The sequence below is a fragment of the Streptomyces hundungensis genome (assembly GCF_003627815.1).
GTDB lineage: Bacteria > Actinomycetota > Actinomycetes > Streptomycetales > Streptomycetaceae > Streptomyces > Streptomyces hundungensis_A.
Genome location: NZ_CP032698.1, coordinates 3,483,955 through 3,508,391, shown reverse-complemented (window position 1 = coordinate 3,508,391; position 24,437 = coordinate 3,483,955). Strand labels below are relative to the sequence as shown.

The window sequence follows — 24,437 nt, the reverse complement described above, 5'->3', positions numbered from 1 at the left end:
TCACAGCAAAGGGAGTTGACATGGGACTCCGTACCGCGTGGACCGCTGTCGTAGCAGTGTCGGGGGCGCTGCTGCTGACCGCCTGCGGTCCGTCCGCCCCGGCCGCGAAACGGGCCCCGGCCGCCGCCTCGCCCACGCACCCCGTCTTCTCCAAGCGTCTGGACGACCGCCCCTATGCGGCGCTCGGCCAGACCGAGGCGGCGAAGAACGTGACGTTCACCCAGACCGTCACCTTCTCGGCGAAGGAGGGCGACGCGGTCCTGAAGACCAGCGGCAAGCTGGACTTCGCGGCCGGGCGCGCGGACGGTTCGCTCGGGTGGAGCGTGGCGGAGGGGTTCCCGGACGGGGCCGCGAAGGCGCTGGGAACGGTGGACGCCCACCGTCGGCAGGACGGCCGAACGGCGCGCCTGGTGATCGATCCCCAGAACCTCGACTACCGCTCCGCGACGGCGGACTACTGGCTGCGCTACAGCGGAACCACCCCGCTCGCCGCGGACCCGCACGGATACGCGCTCCTCGCCGCCAACGCCCTGCGCGGCAACCAGGCGCCGTTCAGCGGCACGCTGCTCGAAGTCCTCGCGGCCACCGCCGACGTCAAGGACGAGGCGCTGCCGGACGGCGGCCACCGCTACCGGGCCTTCCTGGTCGGGCCGTCCATCAGCGGCTTCCTGGCGGGGACCGTTCCCGCCGGAGGGCTCGCCGGCACTGTCAACAACGTGCGGCACCCCCTCACCATGACCGTGGATCGGGACGGCCGCATCACCTCCGCCGAGACCGACGTCTCGCAGGCCATCGCCAAGGGGGACGACAGCGTGCTCGCCCCCGTGCAGAACCTGCGCATCAAGCTGACCCTCGACGGATACGGCACCTCGGCACCGGGCGCCGTACCGGCCTCGGACAAGGTGCTCCCGGCGACCGGGGCCATCGTCCGGCTCCGCGAGACCAAGCCAGGGGCCTGCGTCGACTTCCATACCGGGATGACCGACACGGCCCTCGTGGTCAAGGCCGACTGCGAACGCCCCCACGACGGCCGCATCCTCGCCCGCCCCGTGCTCCCGGACGGCGGCTACCCCGGCCACGCGGCGGCGCAGAGGCAGGCGGCCAGGGAGTGCCGAGCGGCATACCGTGACGCGCCTTCCGCATGGACCGGAGAAAACGTCGACGAGAAGATGTTCTGGTACACCACACCCGGAGAGGACGACTGGAAGGGCGACGCGCCACCCGCGGCGACCTGCTACGTCCTGTCCCGCTGACAGAGTTCCCGCGGGCAGACATCCCGCTGACAGATATCTCGCGGACTGACGAAAGGACCCCGGTCGCCCCGCTCGGTGGGACCGGGACGCCCCGCGGGGGGAAACCGTTCGGCCCGACGCGGCCGGCCCCGGGCGTCCCCGGAACCGACCGCCTTTAAGGGGTGACCGGGCTGCTGTCCCCTGCCGTCCGGTCACGCACACCGGGACGAGGTCCCACGACGCACTTGCGGTGCGTCACACGCCCCAGTGGAGCCACGCGTGGATTCTTCGGGCCCGCCCCTGGCTGGCACGGACACCCCACCAACGAAGCCGGGCCCGGAGCGGTCACGGCGCCGTACGGGTGAGGAGCGCCCGAACTCAGATGCGGCCCCGGCACAGCTCCAGGACCTTCATCGCGAGCCCGGTGCCGGGCTTGCCGAGCGCGTCGCTGAAGTGGGCCAGGACCTCCATCTCGCGGTTCAGGTTCACCCGGCGGCCGCCGGAGGCGATGCGGGACTCCTGGATGACGGCGGAGACGGCCATGCGTTCCTGGATGAGGCCGATGATGCGGTCGTCGAGCGCGTCGATGCGCTCGCGCGCTCCGGTGATCACCGCCGCCGCCTCGTCGGTGCGGGCGCCGGTCTTCTCGGTGACGGTCGTGCTCATGGCGGGCTCCTCGGGAGAGTGGGGCGCCCCGGACCGGCAAGGCCGGAAACGACTGAGCGCCCCGGGCCTTGTCGGCCCGGGGCGCTCAGTGGAAGTCGTCTGCTAGTGGCTCACAGCACAACCGACGTACCCACGGCGCCCGGCGGGCCGGGTGCCATAGGTAAAGACGAAGGTCTGGTGCGTGAGCATGGCGCCAGTATGGACCGACGCCCCAGGGGCGGGCCAATCCGGGTTCGGATGGTGAGACGAACCCCGGACCGCGCGCCCCGGTAGAATCGACAATACCGACCCCCTCCACCACCGCCGGAAGGCCGCCTCCCGTGCCAGCAGCACCCTCCGCAGCCGCGCCCGACAACAACCCGGACGTCGTCCTGGTTGTCGACTTCGGCGCGCAGTACGCCCAGCTCATCGCCCGCCGCGTCCGCGAGGCCCGGGTCTACAGCGAGATCGTCCCGAGCAGCATGCCCGTGGCCGAGATGCTGGCCAAGAACCCCAAGGCGATCATCCTTTCCGGCGGCCCGTCCTCCGTGTACGCCGAGGGCGCCCCGCGCCTGGACCGCGCGATCTTCGAGGCCGGGGTGCCCGTCTTCGGCATGTGCTACGGCTTCCAGCTGATGGCGACGACGCTCGGCGGCACGGTCGACGACAACGGGGCCCGCGAGTACGGCCGCACCCCGCTGACCGTCTCCAAGCTCGGCTCCACCCTCTTCGAGGGCACCCCGGCCGAGCAGTCGGTGTGGATGTCGCACGGCGACGCCTGCTCCGCCGCCCCCGAGGGCTTCACGGTGACGGCCTCCACCGACGTCGTCCCCGTCGCCGCCTTCGAGAACGACGAGAAGAAGCTGTACGGCGTCCAGTACCACCCCGAGGTGCTGCACTCCACGCACGGCCAGCAGATCCTGGAGCACTTCCTGTACCGCGGCGCGGGCATCGAGCCCACGTGGACGACGCACAACGTGGTCGAGGAGCAGGTCGCCCTCATCCGTGAGCAGGTCGGCACCAAGCGCGCGATCTGCGGCCTGTCCGGCGGCGTCGACTCCGCGGTCGCCGCGGCCCTCGTACAGAAGGCCATCGGCTCCCAGCTGACCTGCGTGTACGTCGACCACGGCCTGATGCGCAAGGGCGAGACCGAGCAGGTCGAGAAGGACTTCGTGGCCGCCACCGGCGTCCAGCTGAAGGTCGTCGACGCGCAGGAGCGATTCCTCACCGCCCTCGCCGGCGTCTCCGACCCGGAGACCAAGCGGAAGATCATCGGCCGCGAGTTCATCCGCGTCTTCGAGCAGGCCCAGCTGGAGATCCTCCAGGAGGACGGCCCCGAGGTCGCCTTCCTCGTCCAGGGCACCCTGTACCCGGACGTCGTCGAGTCCGGCGGCGGCACCGGCACCGCCAACATCAAGTCCCACCACAACGTGGGCGGTCTGCCCGACGACATCGAGTTCGAGCTCGTCGAGCCGCTGCGCAAGCTGTTCAAGGACGAGGTCCGCATGGTCGGCCAGGAGCTCGGCCTGCCCGACGAGATCGTCCAGCGCCAGCCCTTCCCCGGCCCCGGCCTCGGCATCCGCATCGTCGGCGAGGTCACCAAGGACCGTCTCGACCTGCTGCGCGAGGCCGACGCGATCGCCCGCGAGGAGCTGACCGCGGCCGGGCTCGACCGCGAGATCTGGCAGTGCCCCGTCGTGCTGCTCGCCGATGTGCGCTCGGTGGGCGTCCAGGGCGACGGCCGCACCTACGGCCACCCGATCGTGCTGCGCCCGGTCTCCTCCGAGGACGCCATGACGGCGGACTGGACGCGGATGCCGTACGACGTGCTCGCGAAGATCTCCACCCGCATCACCAACGAGGTCGCCGACGTCAACCGCGTCGTCCTCGACGTGACGAGCAAGCCGCCGGGCACCATCGAGTGGGAGTAGTCCCCACCCGCCCGCAGCGCTCGACGGCGCCGTCCCCGCACCCGGGGGGCGGCGCCGTCGCCGTTGTCACCGGGGGCCGCACGACTCTGTTCACCTGCGGGAACGCGCGGTAGCTTCCGGCCATGACTGAGATGCCCGAGCCGATACCGGTGGACCAGCTGCGGTTCGATCTGCCGCCCGTGCACGACGACCCCGCCGAGGAGCGGCAGCACCGCAAGGAGCGGCTGGCCGGCGCGCTGCGCCTCTTCGCCCGGTTCGGCTTCGAGGAGGGGGTGTCGGGCCATGTCACCGCGCGCGACCCGGAGTTGCCCGACTGCTACTGGGTGAACCCGTTCGGGGTGCCGTTCGCGCACGTCACCGCGGGCGAGCTGATCCTGGTCAACGGCGAAGGACAGGTCGTGCGGGGCGGCCACCACGTCAACCAGGCCGCGTTCACCGTGCACGCGGCTGTGCACCGGGCCCGCCCCGACGCGGTGGCCGTGGTCCATACCCACTCCACGTACGGGCGGGCGCTCGCGGCCCTCGGCGAGTTCGTCGAGCCGTACACCCAGGAGGCGTGCGCCTTCTTCGAGGACCACGCGGTGTACGACGCCTACACCGGGGTGATCGTCGACGCCGAGGAGGGCCGGCGGATCGCGGCGGCGCTCGGCTCCTGCAAGGCGGTCGTGCTGCGCAACCACGGGCTGCTCACGGTGGGGGACTCGGTGGACGCGGCCGCCTGGTGGTTCCTCTCGATGGAGCGGTGCGCCGAGGTGCAGCTCGCGGCGCGGGCGGCGGGCAAGCCCGTGCTCATCGACCGGCGGGACGCGGTGGCGACCCGGGACCAGCTCGGCAGTGATCTAGTCGCGTGGATCAACTACCAGCCGCTGTGGCGCCGGATCAGCCGCGCGGAGCCCGAACTTCTGTCGTAGTACGTCAATTTGATGGTGCGTCAATCACCCCCGGGGCCGGGCCGCACCGACCGCCGGGCGGTTTCGGTGCGCGACAATTCCCTGACGGTTCAAGGGACATGACGCAAGGACGGAGTTCCCGTGGCGGTGCAGGAGGCTCGGCAATGCGGAGGTGACTGCGCGCACGGTGCGCGCGACGATCACCGGCGCGCGGTGGCGGCGTTCCTCGCCAAGCGGGACGGTCTCGCCGCGGGCGAGGGGCTGCCCGTCGCCCTGGCCCACTCCGCGGGAGCCTCGCGCCAGTGGGTCTCCGACGAGCTGACCGAGTCCGCGCGGATGGTCGCCGAACGCTGTCGCGAGGCGGGCCTCGCCCGTCCCGAACGCGTCTGGCGGGCCACCCTGGTGACGCTCTGGGGCGGGGTGTTCGCGCTCTCGCTCGCCGAGGCCGCCACCGCCATCGGCACCGGGTGGACGCCCGCCCGCACCGCCGGGCTGCTGTCCGCGCTCGTCGTGGCGGCCCTGCTGACGGCGACGGCCCACCGCCACCGCGCGCACGGCGGGGTCCTCGCACCGGTGCTCGGCGAGGACAACCGGCTCTCCACCTCGCGCGCCGTCGCGGCGACCTGGGTCCTGTTCGCGGCCTTCGCCGCCCTGTTCCTGGCCCTGCGGCTCGCCGCCGCCTCCGGCCACACCGAGCGCGAGACGATCCTGCGCGGCCTCGAACTGACGCGGTGCGCGGGCCTGTTGACGGCTGTCTTCCTCACCTCGACGATCGCGGTGACGGTCCGCCGCGTGGTGACGGTACGCATCCACGGCCAGCGGTTGCAGAAGCTGCGGGCCGACCGGCCGCGCGGCGCCGACCTCCTGACCGACGACGCGGGCCGGGGCAGCTTCGCGGACGCCCAGTACGTGGTGGTGACGCTGGTCGCGGTCCTCTTCGCGGCGGTGCGCCTGACCCGCCATCCCGAGCAACTCCCCGATCTGCCCTGGGGGTTGGCGGCCCTGGTCCTCGTCTCCACCGTGACGTACTTCGCGGGCAAACACGCGGAGGGCTGCCGTCCGGTGGTGCTCTCCGTCGTACGGGCGCGGGAGGCGGGGGACCTGGACGCGCCGATCCGTACCGGGGACGACATCGAGATCCGCGGCGCGGGGTTCGTGCCGCCGGGCGCGGGCACCCCCGACTGCCTGGCCCGCGTGGTGGTGCGGATCGGCGCGGTGTACGTCCACGTCCCGCTGGTCCCGGTCCCGGGCGGCTTCGCGAACCCCACGGACGGGGTCCTGACGGTGCCGGTGCCGGTGGACGTGGAGGCCGGGCGGGTGGAGATCCGGGTGGTGACGGCGGCGGGCGTGGAGACCAACGGCGTCCTGGTGGAGGTCGCCGACTGAAGGGGGCGCCCGCCACCCGGGTCGGATTGAGACACGCGTTCCCCTCATCCGTATCGTCTGGTGACAGGCCCATCGGATGGAGGCGGGATCAGCCATGGCACATGGACATGCGACCGGAGTGCGGGGCGGGGTGGACCACCGAGGTGGCCTGCGGGCCACGGCCCGCGCCTACGCGCTGGTGCCGCTGCGGATCTTCCTCGGCGTGACCTTCGTCTACGCGGGCCTGGACAAGCTCACGGACAGCGCGTTCTTCCACGCCTCCGGAGCCGGATCCATCGGCGAGCTGATGCACGGCGTGCGGGACAGCGCCGCGATCCCCGCCCTCGTCGACCTCGCCCTCAAGAGCCCCTCGGGATTCGGGTACGCCATCGCGTTCGGCGAGCTGGCCGTCGGCCTCGCCACGCTGCTCGGCCTGTTCGGACGCCTCGCGGCCCTGGGCGGAGCGCTGATCTCGCTCTCCCTGTGGCTCACGGTGAGCTGGACGACCACCCCGTACTACTACGGCAACGACCTGGCCTATTTGATGGCCTGGCTCCCGCTCGTGCTCGCCGGCACACCGCTGCTCTCCGCGGACGCGCTCCTGGTCCGGCGGCGCCGTCTGCGCACCCCGTAGTCGATCCAGCTCACCAGCGAGGCCACCCCGAGACCGCCGCAGATCAGCGGGATCACCACCAAGGAGGGTGTGTCCCAGCGCCCGGCCGCGTCCCCCGCGAACAGGACGGCCGTCGCCGCGAGGGCGAGCCCGGCGACGAGCCGGCCCGGACGGAACTCATGACGCGGCACGGTCCACCTCCGCCTGGCCGACGCCGACCGTGAGCCGCAGATCGAGCGTGCCGGCCGGTTCGGCGCCCACCGGTGGCGCGAGCGTCGCGGTCCGTTTCTGGTCCGGTGAGACCCGGATGTCGTCCGGTTTCTCGCCCGGCAGCTGGATGTCGCCGAGGCCCATGTCGAAACTCACCCGCACGGTCACGTCCTTCGGTACGACGACCTTGGCGCGGCCCGCGCCGACCTCCGCGCGGGTCGTCAGGGTCTGGCCCGGCGGCACGGCGACCCGGCTCAGGTCGAGGGTGGCGACGCCCGTGCCCAGGTCGTAGCCGGGCCGCACCTCCGCGATCGAGGCGGGCGTCCAACTGGTGCGCTGCCAATGGGAGTCGATGGTCTTGGGCAGCGCGGCCGAGCCCGCAAGGAGCGCCGCGGTGAGCACCGCGAGGAAGAGCGTGCCGAAGCCCGTACGCCCCCGGAGCGAGCTCACCATCAGGCCGAGCCCGAACACCGCGAGCGCCGCCGCGAACCCGATCTCCAGGCCGGTGCCGAGCGGCCGGTGGTCCCAGCCGTCGCCGAGCCCGGCGGCGAAGGCGAGCAGCGCCAGGAGGAAGAGGAGGCCGCCGAGGGAGCGCGGGCCCCGGCTCTCGCGCACCGCGACCTTCGCGGCCTTGCGCGACGCCCTGTCGGTGGGCGGCGCCTCCGCGTCGGCCGGCCCCCACAGATAGCCGGTGGCGACCGGCCCGGTGGTGCCGTCCTTGACGATCGGGTCCCGCCACCACGACGGCGGGGACGGCGCGGGCGGCGCCTTCGTCTCCGGCGGCGCGTCCGCGACGGCCTGGGCCGCGACCGGATCGAGCGGGGCGTCCAGCGGAGTGGTGGAGCGGCGCAGCGACCACACGGCGGCGCCCCCGAGCAGCAGGGCGAGCAGCACCGCGAACGTCATCACCGGCCCGTTCTTCAACATGGTGAGGAAGATCCCGCACCCGGCCAGCGCCATCAGGACGGCCACCAGGGCCGCGCCCTCGACGCGGCCCGTGAGCAGCCGGCGTGCCTCGTTCTCGTCCTCGTCCTCCAGCGGAAGCAGCAGCCAGGCGAACCCGTAGAAGACCAGGCCGAGGCCGCCGGTCACGGAGAGCACGCCGAGGGTGATCCGGAAGATCACCGGGTCGACGTCGCAGTACCGCCCGAGGCCTCCGCAGACCCCGCCGATGACCTTGTTGCGGGCGCTGCGGCGCAGCCGCGGGGCCTCGGGGGCCGGATCGGGCGCGGGGTCGGGCGGTGCGAGGGGCGTATCGGCAGGCGTACTCATACGTCCACCTGTACGTCCACCTGGGTCGGCGTGCTCATACGTCCATGGTGACGGGCCCATGCGGCACACGGCACCCGTCCCGACCCTGGCCTCACCCTGATTTCGTCCCCGAGGGGGCGCGAGCGGCCACTTTTCGGGGGAGGGCGGCGGCCACCCGGACGCGAGCGGGGCGCCTCGCGCGGGGGAGGCCCTCTCCCTCCTGCGAGGGGGGCCGCCTCAGGGAAGCCTGGGGGCCAACCCTGATGCCCGGGGTCGGGCGCACGTGTGACGATCGGTGCATGCCAGTCGTCTCCCCCCGCCTGTCGTCGCCCGAGGCCGACGAAGCGCCGGTCCGCAAGCTGTACCGCTCCGCCGAGGGGCGGCTGCTCGGCGGGGTCGCGCGCGGGCTCGCCGGACACCTCGGGCTGCCGGTGGTGTGGGTGCGGGTGGTCTTCCTGGGGCTGCTCTCGATCAACGGCCTGGGGGCGCTGCTCTACGCGGTGTTCTGGTTCTTCGTGCCGCTGGGGCTCGGCGGCACGACCGGGCAGCGCTCCGCGTTCGAGCTCAGCCCGGACGGCCGGCGCAGGCTGCGCAAGCCCGACAAGGGGCAGGTCGTCGCGTTGATCGCGCTGCTCTTCGGCGCCGCCATCTTCGCCTCCAAGGTGGATGTCGGCGGCTGGGCCAACCCGTACATCTTCCCCAGCGTCCTGATCGGCGTCGGTGTCGTCCTGGTGTGGCGCCAGGCCGACAACACCCGCCGGGCCCGCTGGACCGAGGGGGCCCGCCGCAGCCGGTGGCTCCCGGTGGCCCGGGGTCTGGCCGGGGTCGCCCTGGTCGGCACCGGCCTCACCGGCTTCGTGGTGGTCAACGGCTCCGCCGCCCAGCTCGGCAACGTCCTGACGGCGGCGATCGCGGTGCTGGCCGGCATAGCCCTGCTCGCCGGGCCCTACCTGGTGCGCATGACGCAGGACCTCTCCGAGGAACGCCTGATGCGCATCCGGGCCCAGGAGCGCGCCGAAGTCGCCGCCCACGTACACGACTCGGTGCTGCACACCCTGACCCTGATCCAGCGCAACGCGGAGAGCGCAGGCGAGGTGCGGCGCCTCGCGCGCGCCCAGGAGCGCGAACTGCGCGCCTGGCTCTACAAACCGGAGGGCACGGGAAGAGAAGAGGAACCCGAGACGCTCGCCGAGGCCGTGAAGAAGGCGGCGGCCGAGGTCGAGGACAAGCACGGCGTCCCTCTGGAGGTGGTCGTCGTCGGCGACTGCCCGCTGGACGACGGCCTGTCCGCACAGATGCAGGCCGCACGCGAGGCAATGGTGAACGCGGCCAAGTACGGTGGCGAGGGCGGCGCCGTCCAGGTGTACGCCGAGGTCGAGGGCCGCACGGTCTTCGTCTCCGTACGGGACCGGGGCCCCGGCTTCGATCCGGACGCGGTGCCCGCCGACCGGATGGGCGTACGAGAATCAATCATCGGCCGGATGCAGCGCAACGGCGGTACGGCCAGGCTGCGTTCGGTGCCCGGTGGGGGCACGGAGGTCGAGCTGGAGATGGAGAGGGCACAGGGATGACCGAGGAAACGACCGACCGCCACGTGAGGGTGGTCCTCGTCGACGACCACCGGATGTTCCGCACCGGAGTCCAGGCGGAGATCGGCCGGACCGAGACCACCGGAGTCGAGGTGGTCGGCGAGGCCGCCGACGTGGACCAGGCGATCACGGTCATCACCGCGACCCGCCCCGAGGTGGTGCTGCTCGACGTCCATCTGCCCGGAGGCGGCGGCGTCGAGGTGCTGCGCCGCTCGGCGGCGATGATGGGCGACGCCGAGAACCCGGTGCGTTTCCTCGCGCTCTCCGTCTCGGACGCCGCGGAGGACGTGATCGGGGTGATCCGCGGGGGCGCCCGCGGCTATGTCACCAAGACGATCACCGGCACCGACCTGGTCGACTCGATCTTCCGGGTGCAGGACGGCGACGCGGTGTTCTCGCCGCGCCTCGCGGGCTTCGTCCTGGACGCGTTCGCCTCCACCGACGCGCCGCCGGTCGACGAGGACATGGACCGCCTCACCCAGCGCGAGCGCGAGGTGCTGCGGCTCATCGCCCGGGGCTATGCCTACAAGGAGATCGCCAAGCAACTGTTCATCTCCGTCAAGACGGTCGAGTCCCATGTCTCGGCGGTGCTGCGCAAGCTCCAGCTGTCCAACCGCCATGAGCTGACCCGCTGGGCGACGGCCCGGCGGCTCGTCTGAGGCCCGCGCCGGTTGGGGTCGGCGCCGGGCGCGACAGGGTGAGAAGTAAAGGCCACAGCCCGTCTTCCTTTGGTAAAACGATGGCAAAGCGGGCAACTCGTCCCCGAGGCCGGCCCTCTTCCGTGGCGTGATGAGCCTGACCGGTACCCCCTTGCTCGTGATCGCGATCCTCGCGGCCGCGGCTGCCCTGTTGTTGCCGCTCGTCCTGTGGACCAGGATCGGCGGGCCGGCGTTCGTACGCGGGCTCTCGCGGCTCCTCATGCTCGGCTTCGCCCAGGTCACCGCGATCCTCGTGGTCTTCCTCCTGGTCAACAACGCCAACGGCCTGTACGACACCTGGGGTGACCTGCTGGGCGGCGGCGACCACGTCAACGCTGCCCCCGACCTCGGTCCCGACGGCACCGGCGGCAGGAACGCGGCGTCCGAGCCCAAGGTGAAGCAGCAGTTCGAGCCGTACACCAACAAGGTCGGCAAGGGCGTCGTGAAGACCGTGCTCAAGGGGCAGGTCTCGGGGGTGGAGGGCGATGTCGCCGTCTGGCTGCCGCCGCAGTACGACGACCCGGAGTACCGGGACAAGACCTTCCCCGTGGTCGAGCTGCTGCCCGGCTACCCGGGGTCGATAGGCGCCTGGTTCGGCACGCTGAAGGCGCAGGAGCAGCTCACGCCGATGATGGAGCGGGGCGAGGTCGCGCCGTTCATCCTGGTCTCGCCGCGCACCACCCTGCTGGGCGGCAAGGACACGGGCTGCGCGAACGTGCCCGGTGTCGTCAACGCGGACACCTGGCTGAGCGTGGACGTCCGCAAGATGGTCACCGACAACTTCCGGGCCGCCACCGGCGCCGACGGCTGGGCCGTCGCCGGATACTCCGCGGGTGCCCACTGCGCGGCCAAGCTCGCCATCGAGCACCCCGACCGCTACCGGGCCGGCGTCGACCTGTCGGGCTACAACGACCCGGCCGCCGAGAAGGACTCGATCACCGCGAAGGACCCGAAGCTGCGCCAGGAGTCCAACCCCCTGTGGATCCTCAAGCACGCCAAGACCCCGCCGCACATCTCGCTGTACGTCTCCGGTGAACGCACCGACGGCTACAACGACGGGCTCGCCCTGAAGGCCGCCGCCAAGCCGCCCACCGCGGTGACGGTGGTCAAGCTCAACGGCGGCGGCCACGCGAGCGCGGTGTGGAAGTCCCAGGTCCCGGAGGTCTTCCGCTGGCTGACCAGGGAAATGGGCGCGGGGGCCAAGGCGGCGGACAAGCAAGGAGTCTGACGCTCCGTCACCTACTCGGTGAACCGCGGGCGGCGGGTCGCCGCGGCCCGCGGTGCCGCGAGCCGGGCGGGGCTCGGGCGCGGCTCGGGTGGGGCTCAGGCGGGCCGGGCGGCGCCCGCGAACGGCATCTGGTCGATCGGCGCGATCCGCACCGGCGCTCCCGGGTGCGGCGCGTGGATCATCTGGCCACCGCCGATGTAGAGCCCGACATGGCTGATCCCGGAGTAGAAGAACACCAGGTCGCCGGGGGCGAGTTGGGAACGCGCGACACGGCTTCCCACGTTGATCTGGGTGTACGTGGTGCGCGGCAACTGCACCCCGGCCGAGCGCCAGGCGGCCTGGGTCAGGCCGGAGCAGTCGAAGGACGAGGGGCCCGTCGCGCCCCAGACGTAGGGCTTGCCCAGTGCGCTGTAGGCGAAGGCGACGGCCGCCGCGGCGCGGGATCCGGGGACGGCCACGGGCGGTGTGCGCGGGGCCTCGGCGGAGCGCGTAACCCGTGGGCTGTCGGCGGGGGCCGCCCCGGCCGTCTCCGCCTTCTCGTAGGACACCCGGTCGGCCGCGGTCAGTTGGGCCAGCAGGGCCTCGGCCGCAGTGATCTTCGACTGGATGTCGCTCTTCTGCCGGCGCAGCGTGGACTGCTGGCCGCGCAGCTGGGCGAGCTTCCCCTCGGCCCGGGCGTGCAGCCGGTCGAGCTCGGCGAGCTGTTTGCGTACCCCCGCGACCGTGGTCGCCGTCCGGTCCCCGGCGCGCTCGGCGAACGCGGCGTCGTCCAGATACCGCTTGGGGTCGGACGACAGGATCAACTGGAGTTCGGGGGCGACGCCACCACTGCGGTACTGGGCGGCCGCCAGCGAACCCAGCGCATTGCGCGCGGAGTTGAGCCGCTCGGTCCTGCGGGCGGCCTCGTCGCGCAGCTCGCCCAGCGAGCGCTCGGTCGCGTCCGCCTTCTCCTTGGTCCCGTCGTACGCCTCCGTCGCCACCTCCGCGTCGTGGTAGAGCTGGTCGACCTTGGCCTTGACCTGGGCCGGGGTGAGTTTCGGCTCGGCGTGCCCGGAACCCTCGAAGAGGGTGGCAGTGGCCGCGGACGCCAGCGCGAGCGTCGCGGCGGTGCGGGCGGCGGGGCCGCCCAGCGGATGCTGCTTGGGCTTTCGGTGCGCAGCCACGAGGGCCTTCACGTCCTTCCGTACGGCAGTGCTTCCGCGCTGCGGCTCCTGGTGGAGGAGCCGTTCCGGCGACGGACCGCACGGGGGAGCGGCCCGCCGCCGGACCTTTCGGCGGGGCGACCGACAGCCGTCCGGTGGAGCGGCGGCGGTGGGGAGTCGGTCACCTGGAGGAGGACGCTAAACCTGGGCGACACGGCTGGGCGACGTAATGACGAAAAGTGCCGCTTTCCGGCGTCCTGGTGACCGACTTCGACCGAACCCCGGACGATGGCCCCCGCGGTCCGCGCCTGCTGTGACCGAAGTGCCGGTTGGGCCCCACCCGCCGCACGGCGCCTGCTAAGCGGGAATTAGGCTCCCGCCCATGGACGTACTCATCAATGTCTTCGTCGGCCTGCACATCATCGGCATCGCTTCGCTGCTCGGCGGATTCCTGACGCAGATGAAGGCGATGAGCGCGGGCACCGCCCGCTTCGTCCCCGCGATGCTGCACGGCGCCCTGACCATGCTCGTCACCGGCGTCGCGCTGGTCGGCCTCAACCAGGCCGACGACATGAGCGTCAACACCCTCAAGATCGGCGTGAAGCTCGCGGTCCTGATCGTGATCCTCGGCCTGGTCTATGTGAAGCGCGACGACGAGAAGATCCACAAGGGCGTGTTCGGGGCGGTCGGCGGCCTCACCGTCGTGAACATCTTCATCGCGCTGCTGTGGCACTGAGCCGGCGCCGCGGTTCTAGCCGGGTCTGACCGACCCGTAGATCGGCATGTAGTAGATCGACTCCTCGCGGACGTACGCCCCGGAGTGCGGCGCGTGGATCATCATGCCGTTGCCGATGTACATGCCGACATGGCTGATGTCGTCATAGAAGAAGACCAGGTCACCGGGTTCGAGATCGGCGGTCGCGACCCGGGATCCCGTCTTCACCTGGTCCCAGGTGGTGCGGGGGAGGTCCACTCCGGCGGCCTTCCACGCGGCCTGCGTCAGGCCCGAGCAGTCGTACGAGGCCGGGCCGGTCGCGCCCCACACATACGGCTTGCCCAGCTGGGCCCGCGCGAAGGCGAGCGCCTCCGCCGCCTTGGACGTCGGGGCCGGCGGCGTGGACGGGGCCGGCGGCGTGGACGGCGCCGAGGGTGCGTGGCCGGCCGGCGGGGCGGGCTTCGGGTGTGCGGCGGCCGCCTGCCGTGCGGCGGCCTCCTGGCGCGCGGCCAGCTCGGCCGCCCTGCGCTTCGCGTCGTCCTGCTTCTTCTGCTCCAGCGCCGCGAGCCGCGCCTTCTCCTGCGCGGTCAGCGTGGACAACAGCGTGCGCGCCGCCGTCAGCTTTGCCTGCACCTCCTGCTTGCCCGCGCGCAGCGTCTGCTGCGACGTGGTCAGCGCGGCCAGGCCGCGGCTCGCCTCGGCGCGCTTCTTCGCGCCGGCCGCGCGCTCCGCCTCGAACGTGGTGAGGGTCCGCTGCTGCTCGTCGGAGAGGCGGCCCATGAGCCGGCGCTGGTCGAAGAAGGCCTGCGGGTCGTGGGAGAACAGCAGCGTCATCGTGGGGGAGACCCCGCCGTCGCGGTACTGGGCCGCGGCATAGCCGCCGATGATCCGCCGGGTCTCGTTCAGCTTCGCGGTGCCGGCCGCCACCTGGTCGAGCAGCCCGTCCACCGTGGCCCGCTGCGTCGCCGTGGCCTCCTTGGCCTCGTCGTACTTCTGCGTCGCCAGATCCGCCTGCCGGTAGAGGTCGTCGACCTTCTTCTGCACCTCTTCGATGCTCGGCCGCTGCCCCGGCACGACGGGCGCGGCGTCCGCGCCCTGCGCGAACAGACCCACCGACGCGAGCGCCGCCGTCGTCACGCCCACGGCAGGGCCGGACGAGGTCATTCGGGTGCGCGGCTTGCGGTGTGAGGGCAAGGCCGACACCTCCTTCCGGATCGTTCCGGACGGGGGCGTTCCCCGGCTGCTGCGGCACGCTAGCCAACTCCCGTGCCCCCTGGGAAGGTTGATGTCCGACAGGCCCGATACATTCCCGTGACCTTCACGGTGGGTAGTCGCCGCCGATCTCTCCGAAGGCGGGGGCGGAGTGTCAGAGGGGCGGCCTAGACTCGGGAGACGATGAGCAGCCTCTTTGACGACAGCTTCCTGGCGGACCTCCAGCCCTCAGAGGAGGAGCACCCGCCGCCCCCCGAGGAGCCGCACGCACCCGAAGCGGTGCCGGACGACCTGTTCGGGGGCCGCTTCGACGCGCCCGTGGACCGCGACGCGCACTACCGCGGCGGCGCCCCGCGCCCGGCGATCGACGCGGCCGCCCTCCTGGAGGGGCTGAACGAACAGCAGCGCGCCGCCGTCGTGCACGCGGGTTCGCCGCTGCTCATCGTGGCCGGCGCCGGCTCCGGCAAGACCCGGGTGCTCACCCACCGCATCGCCCACCTGCTGGCGACCCGTGGCGTGCACCCCGGCCAGATCCTCGCGATCACCTTCACCAACAAGGCCGCGGGCGAGATGAAGGAGCGCGTGGAGCAGCTGGTGGGCCCGCGCGCCAACGCGATGTGGGTCATGACCTTCCACAGCGCCTGTGTGCGGATCCTGCGCCGCGAATCGAAGAAGCTCGGCTTCACCTCGTCGTTCTCGATCTACGACGCGGCCGACTCCAAGCGCCTGATGGCGCTGGTCTGCCGCGATCTGGAACTGGACCCGAAGAAGTTCCCGCCGAAGGCCTTCAGCGCCAAGGTCTCCAACCTGAAGAACGAGCTGATCGACGAGGAGACCTTCGCCGGACAGGCGGCTGGGGGCACCTCCCAGGCTTTCGGCTCTGGGGGAGGCTTCGAGAAGACGCTCGCCCAGGCCTACACGATGTACCAGGCGAGGCTGCGCGAGGCCAACGCGCTGGACTTCGACGACATCATCATGACCACGGTCCACCTGCTCCAGGCCTTCCCGGACGTGGCCGAGCACTACCGGCTGCGCTTCCGGCACGTCCTGGTGGACGAGTACCAGGACACCAACCACGCCCAGTACACGCTGGTCCGGGAGCTCGTGGGCCCCTCAGGCGAGGCGCAGGCCCCCGCCGAGCTGTGCGTGGTGGGCGACGCCGACCAGTCGATCTACGCTTTCCGCGGTGCGACGATCCGCAACATCCTCCAGTTCGAGGAGGACTATCCGAACGCGACGACGATCCTCCTGGAGCAGAACTACCGCTCCACCCAGACGATCCTGTCCGCCGCGAACGCGGTGATCGAGCGCAACGCGAGCCGCCGCCCCAAGAACCTGTGGACGGACGCCGGGCCGGGCGCGCAGATCACCGGCTACGTCGCCGACACCGAGCACGACGAGGCGCAGTTCATCGCCGACGAGATCGACCGGCTCACCGACCGGGGCGACGCCAAGGCGGGCGACGTCGCCGTCTTCTACCGCACCAACGCCCAGTCCCGCGTCTTCGAAGAGATCTTCATCCGGGTCGGCCTGCCCTACAAGGTCGTCGGCGGCGTCCGCTTCTACGAGCGCAAGGAGGTCAGGGACGTCCTGGCCTATCTGCGCGTGCTGTCGAACGGCGAGGACACCGTCCCGCTGCGCCGCATCCTCAACGTCCCCAAGCGCGGCATCGGCGAGCGCGCCGAAGCCATGATCGACGCCCTGTCGCTGCGCGAGAAGATCACCTTCCCGCAGGCCCTGCGCCGCGTCGACGAGGCGTACGGCATGGCGGCCCGCTCGGCCAACGCCGTCAAGCGCTTCAACGCGCTGATGGAGGAGCTCCGTACGATCGTCGACTCCGGCGCCGGACCCGCCGTCGTCCTCGAAGCCGTCCTCGAACGGACCGGATATCTGGCCGAGTTGCAGGCCTCCACCGACCCGCAGGACGAGACGCGCATCGAGAACCTCCAGGAACTCGCGGCCGTGGCCCTGGAGTTCGAGCAGGAGCGCAGCGAGGCCGACGGCGTGGAGGGGGCGGGCACGCTCGCCGAGTTCCTGGAGAAGGTCGCCCTGGTCGCCGACTCCGACCAGATCCCCGACGAGGAGGAGGACGGCTCGGGAGTCATCACCCTGATGACGCTCCACACCGCCAAGGGCCTCGAATTCCCCGTGGTGTTCCTCACCGGCATGGAGGACGGCGTCTTCCCGCACATGCGCGCGCTCGGCCAGCCCAAGGAGCTGGAGGAGGAGCGCCGGCTCGCCTATGTCGGCATCACCCGCGCCCGCGAGCGGCTCTATCTGACCCGCTCCTCGATGCGCAGCGCCTGGGGCCAGCCCTCGTACAACCCGGCCTCGCGCTTCCTGGAGGAGATCCCGGTCAAGCACCTGGAGTGGAAGCGGACGGGACCGATGGCCGCCCCGGCGGGCCCGGTCTCCGGCAAGTCGCTCGGCGGCGGGATCGGCAATTCGCTGTCGTCGTCGCGCTCCAAGGCGGGCGCCTCGGGCTTCGCGACGCGGCGCGGCAACGAGAAGCCGGTCGTCTCCCTCGTGGTCGGCGACCGCGTCACCCACGACCAGTTCGGCCTGGGCACCGTGATGTCGGTGACCGGATCGGGCTCGGAGGCCCAGGCCACCATCGACTTCGGCGATGAGCGCCCGAAGAAGCTGCTGCTGCGGTACGCGCCGGTGGAGAAGCTCTGAGCGAGCCGCCGGGCCGGACGGGCCCGGGCCCGTGACCGCACAGCGGCCACGGGCTTCGGGGTCGTCGGCCTTCGGCTTACGTCGGATCCAGGCCGTGGCTGCGCAGCCACGGCAACGGGTCGATCGACGAGCCGCCGCCCGGGCGCACCTCGAAGTGGAGGTGCGGACCGGTGGAGTTGCCGGAGTTCCCGGAGTACGCGATGACGTCGCCGGCCTTCACCGGACCCGAGCGGATCTTGGTGCTGGACAGATGGCAGTACCAGGTCTCGGTGCCGTCGGCGCCGGTCACTATGGCCATGTTTCCGTAGGCGCTGTTCCACTGCGTGCGGACCGTGCCGTCGATCGCCGACATCACGGGGGTGCCGTACGAGACCGGGAAGTCGATGCCGGTGTGCACCGACATCCAGTTGACGCCGGCCTGGCCGTAGTACGCGCTGAGCCCCTTCTGCGTCACCGGCAGAAGGAACTTGGGGCGCGCGGCCTCCTTGGCGGCGGCCGCGTCGGCCTTCTTCTTCCTGTCCGCGTCCTGACGGGCCTTGAGGTCGATGCGTTCCTGCGTCCGGCTGGCCCGGTCGGCGAAGCTGCTCGCGTCGGCGCTGAGATTGGCGAGCTGGGTGTCGAGGTTCTTGTTGGCGGCGACAGGCTTGACCGACGCGGGGTCGGACGCGGCCGCCACGGTGCTGCCCTCGTCCTTGCCGCCGGACAGTCCGCTCACCGACGCGACCGCGACCCCCGCGACGCCCATCACACACACCGACGGCACCGCGACGGTCAACAGCGCCGAACGCTTGGCGGGCGTACGCCGCCGCCGACTCGCCCCGCGCCGAGCCTCGGCGCGCGCACCGGGAACGGCCGCGCCGGGCAGGTCCACGGGGGCGTCGTCGGTAGCGGGGCCGGACGTCGGGCCCGTCTCCTCCGAAAGCTCCACCTGAGCGAACTCGGCCGTCTCGTACGGGAGTTGGGGCTCGGGCTCGGACGGGTGGAGGTCGAGCAGCGGGAGGGCGGCGGTCGCGGTCGCCGTCGTCTCGGGCGCCGCCGAGTTCCACGCGGTCGCGTCATAGGTGCCGGTCTCGGAGTGCGTACCGAGCAGGGACCATTGGCCCGTGGAGTCGGGCGCGGAGGCGAACGCGGTGGTGTCGTACCGGCCGGTGTCCTGCGCCTGATGCCAGGCGGAGGCGTCCCACTGACCGGTGGTGTCGAAGCTGCCCGTGTCGAAGCTGCCCGTGTCGTGGGTGCTCGGCGTCGCGAAGGGAGCCGTGGGGAAGACGCCGGTGTCGCCACCGTGGGCCGCGAAGGCGTGCGTCGCGAACGTGCCGGTGTCGGAAGCCTGGGAGGGGAAGGCGTGCGTGGCGAACTGACCGGCGCTGAACGTGTGGGTGTCGAACTGCCCGGTGCTGAACGGGTTCTCGTCGAGCCGACCGGTGTCGAAGGTGCCGGTGCGGGGCGCGCCGCCGTCCAACGTGCCGGTGGCGCCGTTCGGTTCGTACGCCGTCGCCTGGGCCGGAACCGTCCACTGGCCGGTGCCCTCGTACGGGGCGGCGAACGTGCCGGTGTCGAACTGGCCGGTCCCGCCGGCCGGGTGGGCGTTCTGGTCGGCGTGCGCACCCTGCATCGCGCCGAAGAGCGGATCCACGGCGAAACTGCCGGTGCTCTGGGTGTGGGGGCCGGTGCCGTCATGGCCACTGCTGCCGTTGAGGTAACCGTCGTGTCCGACGTACCCGGCGTGGGCGTGCTGGTCAGTCACCAACTTCTCTCTCGCCTCGGCAACAGAACCTGCGGCCGGGGTCCCCATGGGGGCGGGGTCCCGGGGGCAGCAGTGGCGTGACTGTACCCGGCGGTACGCGGGGCCGACAATCTTCGGCGGAGTTTACGGTTCCGGGAAACGGGCAATCGGCCGTCTTTCGGCGGAGTGCGGACAGAGCTTTGGCCTTGCGTTCGGGGCCCGTTCGACGTCCGCCGCGTGCGGATACGGTGCGGGAGCCGACCCCGGGCATCGACATCGGGCCGGACATCGCCCCGGTTTGTCGTGATGTCGCCCGGCTCGGGAGCCCGGGCGTGTTCCGCTCAGGCCACCGAGAACGCGTCCTGTTCGGTGGCCTCCGCCTCCCCGGCGGTCAGCGCCTGACGCACCCCGGCCGCGACCGCCGGATGGACCGGCATGGCGAGATGGCCGATTCCGGTGACCCGGACGTTCCGCGCGACCAGATCGGGGTGGTCGATCCGAGCGGTCTCCACGGGAATCATCACCGTGTCCAGATCGCTCCAGAAGCTCACGAACCGGGTGCGGATACCGGGCGCCGGGCCACGCAACTCCTCCACGAGATCCGAGCCCGGACACATCTGGCGCACGATCGGGTGAGCGTGCGCGAGCCGCGCCGAGCGCGTCCCCGTATGGGGGGTGGCCAGCGTCACCAGGGTGCGGACCCGGACGTCACCGCCCAGCCGCTGCACGTAGTAGCGGGCTATCAGACCGCCCAGGCTGTGCCCCACGATGTCCACCTCGTGATGGCCGGTGCGGGCGCAGACCTCCTCGACATGGCGCCCCAGCAGTTCGGCGGCGACCCGGACGTCGACGGTCAGCGGCGAGTAGTTCAGCGATTCGAGATGGCGCCAGCCGTGCCGGGCCAGCGAACGGCGCAGCAGCACGAAGACGGACCGGTTGTCGATGAACCCGTGCAGCAGCACCACCGGCGGATGTGCCCGGCCGGCGGTGGGGAGCTGCGGGGCGGCGGCATCGGAGGCGGGGCGCCGCTCGGGGGTCAGGCCGGAGGGGTAGAGCAGAAGGTGCCCGGCCAGCACGGCCAGGTCGAGCGCGGTGGCCCGGACCAGGGCCGCCGACAGCCACGCGCGGCGCAGGCACGGCGGCAGAAGCGTGAAGAGCTGCACGGCGGCGACCTCCCGAATGGCACACGGGAGGCCGCTCCGTCCCCCGTCGTGCCCTCATGGGGTTCCGCCACGGCCGGGCTCCGGCCTCGGCCGGCCCGGGGCGACCCGAGCCGGCGCTGAAAGACAAGGGGCCGGACCACCCTGCTGGACGGCTCGCAGCACGGCAGTACGGCACCTTCGTGGCGGCTCCCCTCGCGTCCATGCCCACACGGTGGCGCAGGGCTCTCCGACCGGGGCCGGGGGCCGACTGATGCGGGTACGGTGCGAAACGAACGTGTCCCACGTGTGATTTCCCCCTCCCTCTCCACCGTGAAACGGCGGGTTGCGGGATGCTGTCGATAACGTTCGTTCACTTCCCCGGCTCTTTGGCGCGGGGTGCGCAGGTGGGACATGTGGAGGCAGTGATGGGTGTAACTGGTCCGATCCGCGTGGTGGTGGCCAAGCCGGGGCTCGACGGTCACGATCGCGGCGCAAAGGTCATCGCGCGGGCGCTGCGCGACGCCGGCATGGAGGTCATCTACACCGGGCTGCACCAGACGCCCGAGCAGATCGTCGACACCGCGATCCAGGAGGACGCCGACGCGATCGGCCTCTCGATCCTCTCCGGTGCGCACAACACGCTGTTCGCGAAGGTGCTGGAGCTGTTGCGGGAGCGGGACGCGGAGGACATCAAGGTCTTCGGCGGGGGGATCATCCCCGAGGCGGACATTCCGCCGCTGAAGGAGCTCGGGGTGGCGGAGATCTTTACGCCGGGGGCGACTACGGCGTCGATTGTTACGTGGGTCAATGCGAATGTCCGGCAGACGGCGGGGGCGTGAGGGGTTCGGCCCCTGGGGCTCCGCCCCAGACCCCGTTCGCGCCTTGAGGGCGCTCGTCCTCAATCTCCCCCAAGGCCTTAAGGGCCAGGGGGGACCCCCATGACAGGCTGAGGTGCTGGCCAGCACCGAGCACTTAAGGGGCGCGGGGAACTGCGCGACCAGCCACGCACGGTCCGCAGATGAGAACGGGTTTTCAGGGGCGCGGGGAACTGCGCGATCCGTTGGGGTGGGATGCGCCCCCGGGGAGGGCGGGTCGGGGCTAGGGGGTTAGTTCTGTGTGCATCGTTTCGCGGAGCCTCAGCGTGGCCACCAGTCTCTGGAACGCCTCCGCCCAGTAACCCCCCGCCCCCGGCGACGCCCCCTCCCCCTCCGGCGGCGTAGCCGTCAGCCCCTCCAGCCGCCCCGCCTCCGCAGGATCGAGGCAGCGCTCGGCCAGCCCCATGACCCCGCTGAAGCTCCACGGGTAGCTGCCCGCGTCCCGCGCGATCTCCAGCGCGTCCACCACCGCCCGCCCCAGCGCCTCCGCCCACGGCACCACACACACCCCGAGCAGTTGGAACGCCTCCGACAGGCCGTGCGCGGAGATGAACCGGGCCACCCAGTCGGCCCGTTCGGGCTCGGCCAGTACGGACAGGAGCTTGGCCCGCTCCGCGAGGGACGCCGTACCCGCCCCCTCGCCGGGCGGAGCCGCAGGGGCGCCGAGCAGCGCCCGCGCCCACTCCGGGTCGCGCTGGCGCACCGCCGCCCGACACCACGCCGCGTGCAGCTCGTCGCCCCAGTCGTCGGCCACGGGCAGCGCCACGATGGCGGCGACCGTCCGTCCGCCCAGCCGTCGCGGCCACGTACCGAGCGGCGCCGACTCCACCAACTGGCCCAGCCACCAAGACCGTTCACCCCGGCCGGTCGGCGGACGCGGCACCACCCCGTCCCGTTGCATCGCCGCATCGCATTCGTGCGGCGCCTCCACCGAGATCACCGCCTCGTCGCCCGTCCGGTCCAGGGACACACAGGATGCCGCGCGCGCGGCCATCCGTCCCGCGAGCGCCGAAGCAGGCAGCGCGGAGAGCAACTCGGCCGCCGTCGCCCGTACGTTGCGGCTCCGGTCGGCCAGGGCCTGTTCCAGGAACGGCTCGTCGGCGGTCGAGAGCCCGGCGCGCAGCGAGTCCAGGAACAGGAGGCGGTCCTCGGCGCGTTCGGTCGCCCAGCTGGTGGCGAGCAGGGCACGCGCCGCATCCGGGTCGTCCGCCCGTACCGCCCCGAGCAGCGCCACCCGTTCCGCGAAAAGACCCTCGTCCCACAGGAGTTGTACGGAGGCTGTGTCCTTCGGATCGGGCAGCAGGGCGCTCCCCGAGCCCCCGCGCAGCGCGAAGCGCCACTCCGGGTTGAGCCCGGCGAGCCACACTCCGCGCGGGCCCGCGAAGGCCAGGGCCTGGGGGCGCACGTCGGTGCGGGCCCGCGCCGCGTCGAGCAGCGTGGGCAACAGGGCGGCCGGCGCGCGCAGACCCCGCTCATTGGCGAGGGCCAGCCACTGCGGGAGCAGCTCGCCCAGATCGGGCGCGCTCCCTCGGCGGCCCCCGGCATGAGCGGGTGCCGACCGGTCGGCGAGCAGCAACGCCAAACGCCGCCGAGCCGCGTCCGGCAGCTCCGGGCGCTCGTCCGGGGGAGCGGCGGACGGACGTTCTGCCGCCACCGCCGGAACCAGCCCGGCCCTGCGGCGCAGGGTCTGCGTCGCTGCGGCATCGAGCAACTCCCCGGGCGGTCCGACCGCGGGCCGCCGATCGGTACCGAGCAACGCGGCGGTCACCAACTCCTCCCAGGAGTGCGGGCCGCCGCCCACGTCCTCGATGGTCGCCCTCGTCATCGAACCCCCTTGCTGTCGTACTGCTCTGCTCCGTGTTGTCGCCTGATTCGCGGGTCGCCGCAGCGGTACGTCCCGATCCGCGTCGATCCCCCGGGGTGGGTCCTGCCCGGCCCCTCACGTCAACGCCACCCCCTCCCTCCCCCCGGCGGGCCACACCGTCAGGGGGGTGAAACCCCGGTGGCCGCATTCGCCGAAGACCGTCACCGGGGCGCCTCCGGACACGGCGGCCAGCTTCCACAGGGCGGCGCGGGATGTGGTGGTCGTTGCTATGGGTAGGGCCAACTCCGCTGCGGGGTCCGCCAGTTGCCAGGTGTCGTCGCCGTCCTTCGGCGGGATCGGGATCACCGCGTCCAACGTCGCCGGGCACGACGCGAGCCAGGGGTCGTCCAGGAGCGCCCTGCCGTACCGTTCGGCGGCCTCGGTCACCGTGCCGCCCGGCGGGGGGCCCTCGGTCGCCGTCGGGGTGCCGTACCGCTCGCCCAGGGCGGCTCGTGACTGGCCGCCACCCGGGTAGGGCGTCACCTCGGCGTCGATCGTCAGGCCGACCGGGAGCGCCAGCTCCGGCGCGCGGCCCGCCGCGCCGTAGTCCAGGATCAGCGCCGAGCGGCCCGAGTCCCTTCCGTACAGCCAGACGCGGCGCGTGGTGAGCTTCGCGTCGGCCGTGTCGTACTGGGCGAGGACCTGCCAGTGGTCGCGGACCGGCGGGCCCTGGGCGGCGGCGGGCACCCCGACGCGCGAGCGGACCGTCGCGGTCAGTGGTTCCGGCAGGGTGTCCCGGCCGAGCCAGGCCCGGTCGAGGAGGTGCATCAGTGCGCACTCCTCCAGGAGCCGGGCCGGCCAGCCGGGGCCGGAGCCGGGTATCGCTCCCAACTCCCTTACGCGCGCGGCCAGTCCGGGGGCCTGCGCGTCCACCATGCGGGCCGCCGTCTCCTCCCACAGGCCGTAGCCGGGGCGCTCGGCCGCCGCCAGGCCGCCGCGCAGCAGGTCCGCGAGGCGTTGCTCCAGCTCCGTGGTCCCGGCGGTGATCCGCTCGGCGCGTTTCTCGGCCCTGCGCCGGGCCGCTTCGGCGTCAACGGGCTTAGCGGTGGCGCCCGTTGGGCCCAATGGCTTCTGGTGGGCGCGGGCCCTTCTGCCCGCCAGCCACTGCTCCGCCCAGTCGGGCGCCGTCCCGTCCGGCACCGACTGTTCGTCGGCGGACCAGAGCAGCATCAGGCCCACCGCGTGCTTGCACGGGAACTTCCGGCTCGGGCAACTGCACTGGTACGCGGGGCCGCTGGTGTCGAGCACCGTTCGGTACGGCCGGCTGCCGCTGCCCTTGCACAGGCTCCACACCGCCCCCGATCCGTCGCACCCGCTCTCCGACCACGGCCCGGCCGTGCCGAGCCTGCTTCCCGCCTTGCGTGACGCATCGTCAGGCGCCAGTGCGAGCACCTGTTCCGCCGTCCAGCGCACCCCCTGCTGAGTCATGTCCC

Annotated in this window: 19 protein-coding genes; 11 read left to right on the top strand and 8 right to left on the bottom strand. The window is 72.2% G+C overall.

Annotation, left to right across the window (positions count from 1 at the left end; all coding sequences use genetic code 11):
* Positions 1-20 precede the first annotated feature (20 nt).
* A complete protein-coding gene (locus tag DWB77_RS15520; RefSeq protein ID WP_120721844.1) occupies positions 21-1,253 on the top strand; it encodes a hypothetical protein in 1,233 nt (410 codons plus the stop codon).
* 357 nt (positions 1,254-1,610) lie between these two features.
* Here DWB77_RS15520 and DWB77_RS15515 read toward each other — a convergent pair whose 3' ends face one another.
* The gene (locus DWB77_RS15515; protein ID WP_120721843.1) at positions 1,611-1,898 is read right to left on the bottom strand and encodes a chorismate mutase; all 288 of its coding nucleotides are present in this window, start codon (positions 1,896-1,898) and stop codon (positions 1,611-1,613) included.
* A 320-nt stretch (positions 1,899-2,218) separates the two neighbouring features.
* Between DWB77_RS15515 and guaA the strand changes: the two genes are divergently transcribed.
* The 4 genes from guaA to DWB77_RS15495 all read left to right on the top strand — a co-directional run bounded on the left by guaA (position 2,219) and on the right by DWB77_RS15495 (position 6,697).
* Entirely contained in the window at positions 2,219-3,808 is a 1,590-nt protein-coding gene (gene guaA / locus DWB77_RS15510) for a glutamine-hydrolyzing GMP synthase (RefSeq protein WP_120721842.1), read from the top strand.
* Between the two features lie 122 nt (positions 3,809-3,930).
* Complete coding sequence (locus DWB77_RS15505; RefSeq protein ID WP_120721841.1) at positions 3,931-4,719, top strand: class II aldolase/adducin family protein; 789 nt, start codon at positions 3,931-3,933, stop codon at positions 4,717-4,719.
* 120 nt (positions 4,720-4,839) lie between these two features.
* Positions 4,840-6,084, top strand: coding sequence for a hypothetical protein (locus DWB77_RS15500; RefSeq protein ID WP_120721840.1), 1,245 nt, complete (start codon positions 4,840-4,842; stop codon positions 6,082-6,084).
* Between the two features lie 94 nt (positions 6,085-6,178).
* Positions 6,179-6,697, top strand: a complete 519-nt coding sequence (locus tag DWB77_RS15495) for a DoxX family protein (RefSeq protein ID WP_120721839.1) — start codon at positions 6,179-6,181, stop codon at positions 6,695-6,697.
* A 156-nt stretch (positions 6,698-6,853) separates the two neighbouring features.
* Here the strand turns inward: DWB77_RS15495 and DWB77_RS15485 are convergent, their stop codons facing one another.
* Positions 6,854-8,158 carry a PspC domain-containing protein gene (locus tag DWB77_RS15485; RefSeq protein ID WP_120721837.1) on the bottom strand — a complete coding sequence of 435 codons (1,305 nt, stop codon included), beginning with the start codon at positions 8,156-8,158 and terminating at the stop codon, positions 6,854-6,856.
* Between the two features lie 278 nt (positions 8,159-8,436).
* Here DWB77_RS15485 and DWB77_RS15480 point away from each other — a divergent pair, with 278 nt between their 5' ends.
* From DWB77_RS15480 to DWB77_RS15470, 3 genes are all read left to right on the top strand, one after another.
* Positions 8,437-9,708 (top strand): ATP-binding protein, encoded by a 1,272-nt coding sequence (locus DWB77_RS15480; RefSeq protein WP_120721836.1) that lies wholly within the window; start codon positions 8,437-8,439, stop codon positions 9,706-9,708.
* Positions 9,705-10,385: a LuxR C-terminal-related transcriptional regulator gene (locus tag DWB77_RS15475; RefSeq protein WP_120721835.1), complete on the top strand. Its 681-nt coding sequence runs from the start codon at positions 9,705-9,707 to the stop codon at positions 10,383-10,385. The genes DWB77_RS15480 and DWB77_RS15475 overlap by 4 nt, the downstream gene beginning before the upstream one ends.
* A gap of 130 nt (positions 10,386-10,515) precedes the next feature.
* Positions 10,516-11,652, top strand: a complete 1,137-nt coding sequence (locus DWB77_RS15470) for an alpha/beta hydrolase (RefSeq protein WP_120721834.1) — start codon at positions 10,516-10,518, stop codon at positions 11,650-11,652.
* Positions 11,653-11,747: 95 nt separating this feature from the next.
* Here DWB77_RS15470 and DWB77_RS15465 read toward each other — a convergent pair whose 3' ends face one another.
* The gene (locus DWB77_RS15465) at positions 11,748-12,815 is read right to left on the bottom strand and encodes a C40 family peptidase (protein WP_120727827.1); all 1,068 of its coding nucleotides are present in this window, start codon (positions 12,813-12,815) and stop codon (positions 11,748-11,750) included.
* A 361-nt stretch (positions 12,816-13,176) separates the two neighbouring features.
* Here DWB77_RS15465 and DWB77_RS15460 point away from each other — a divergent pair, with 361 nt between their 5' ends.
* Positions 13,177-13,530, top strand: coding sequence for a hypothetical protein (locus tag DWB77_RS15460; RefSeq protein ID WP_120721833.1), 354 nt, complete (start codon positions 13,177-13,179; stop codon positions 13,528-13,530).
* A 15-nt stretch (positions 13,531-13,545) separates the two neighbouring features.
* Here the strand turns inward: DWB77_RS15460 and DWB77_RS15455 are convergent, their stop codons facing one another.
* Complete coding sequence (locus tag DWB77_RS15455) at positions 13,546-14,703, bottom strand: NlpC/P60 family protein (RefSeq protein WP_120721832.1); 1,158 nt, start codon at positions 14,701-14,703, stop codon at positions 13,546-13,548.
* 201 nt (positions 14,704-14,904) lie between these two features.
* On the opposite strand from DWB77_RS15455, the gene pcrA reads away from it, so the two are divergent.
* Entirely contained in the window at positions 14,905-17,400 is a 2,496-nt protein-coding gene (gene pcrA, locus DWB77_RS15450) for a DNA helicase PcrA (protein ID WP_120721831.1), read from the top strand.
* A 76-nt stretch (positions 17,401-17,476) separates the two neighbouring features.
* Here the strand turns inward: pcrA and DWB77_RS15445 are convergent, their stop codons facing one another.
* Positions 17,477-19,144, bottom strand: a complete 1,668-nt coding sequence (locus DWB77_RS15445) for a M23 family metallopeptidase (protein ID WP_120721830.1) — start codon at positions 19,142-19,144, stop codon at positions 17,477-17,479.
* A 320-nt stretch (positions 19,145-19,464) separates the two neighbouring features.
* Entirely contained in the window at positions 19,465-20,286 is an 822-nt protein-coding gene (locus tag DWB77_RS15440; RefSeq protein ID WP_246033538.1) for an esterase/lipase family protein, read from the bottom strand.
* A gap of 404 nt (positions 20,287-20,690) precedes the next feature.
* Between DWB77_RS15440 and DWB77_RS15435 the strand changes: the two genes are divergently transcribed.
* Complete coding sequence (locus DWB77_RS15435; RefSeq protein ID WP_120727824.1) at positions 20,691-21,104, top strand: cobalamin B12-binding domain-containing protein; 414 nt, start codon at positions 20,691-20,693, stop codon at positions 21,102-21,104.
* A 259-nt stretch (positions 21,105-21,363) separates the two neighbouring features.
* Here the strand turns inward: DWB77_RS15435 and DWB77_RS15430 are convergent, their stop codons facing one another.
* Positions 21,364-22,965 (bottom strand): DUF5691 domain-containing protein, encoded by a 1,602-nt coding sequence (locus DWB77_RS15430; protein ID WP_120721829.1) that lies wholly within the window; start codon positions 22,963-22,965, stop codon positions 21,364-21,366.
* A gap of 114 nt (positions 22,966-23,079) precedes the next feature.
* Positions 23,080-24,432, bottom strand: a complete 1,353-nt coding sequence (locus tag DWB77_RS15425; RefSeq protein ID WP_120727822.1) for an SWIM zinc finger family protein — start codon at positions 24,430-24,432, stop codon at positions 23,080-23,082.
* Positions 24,433-24,437: the final 5 nt, after the last annotated feature.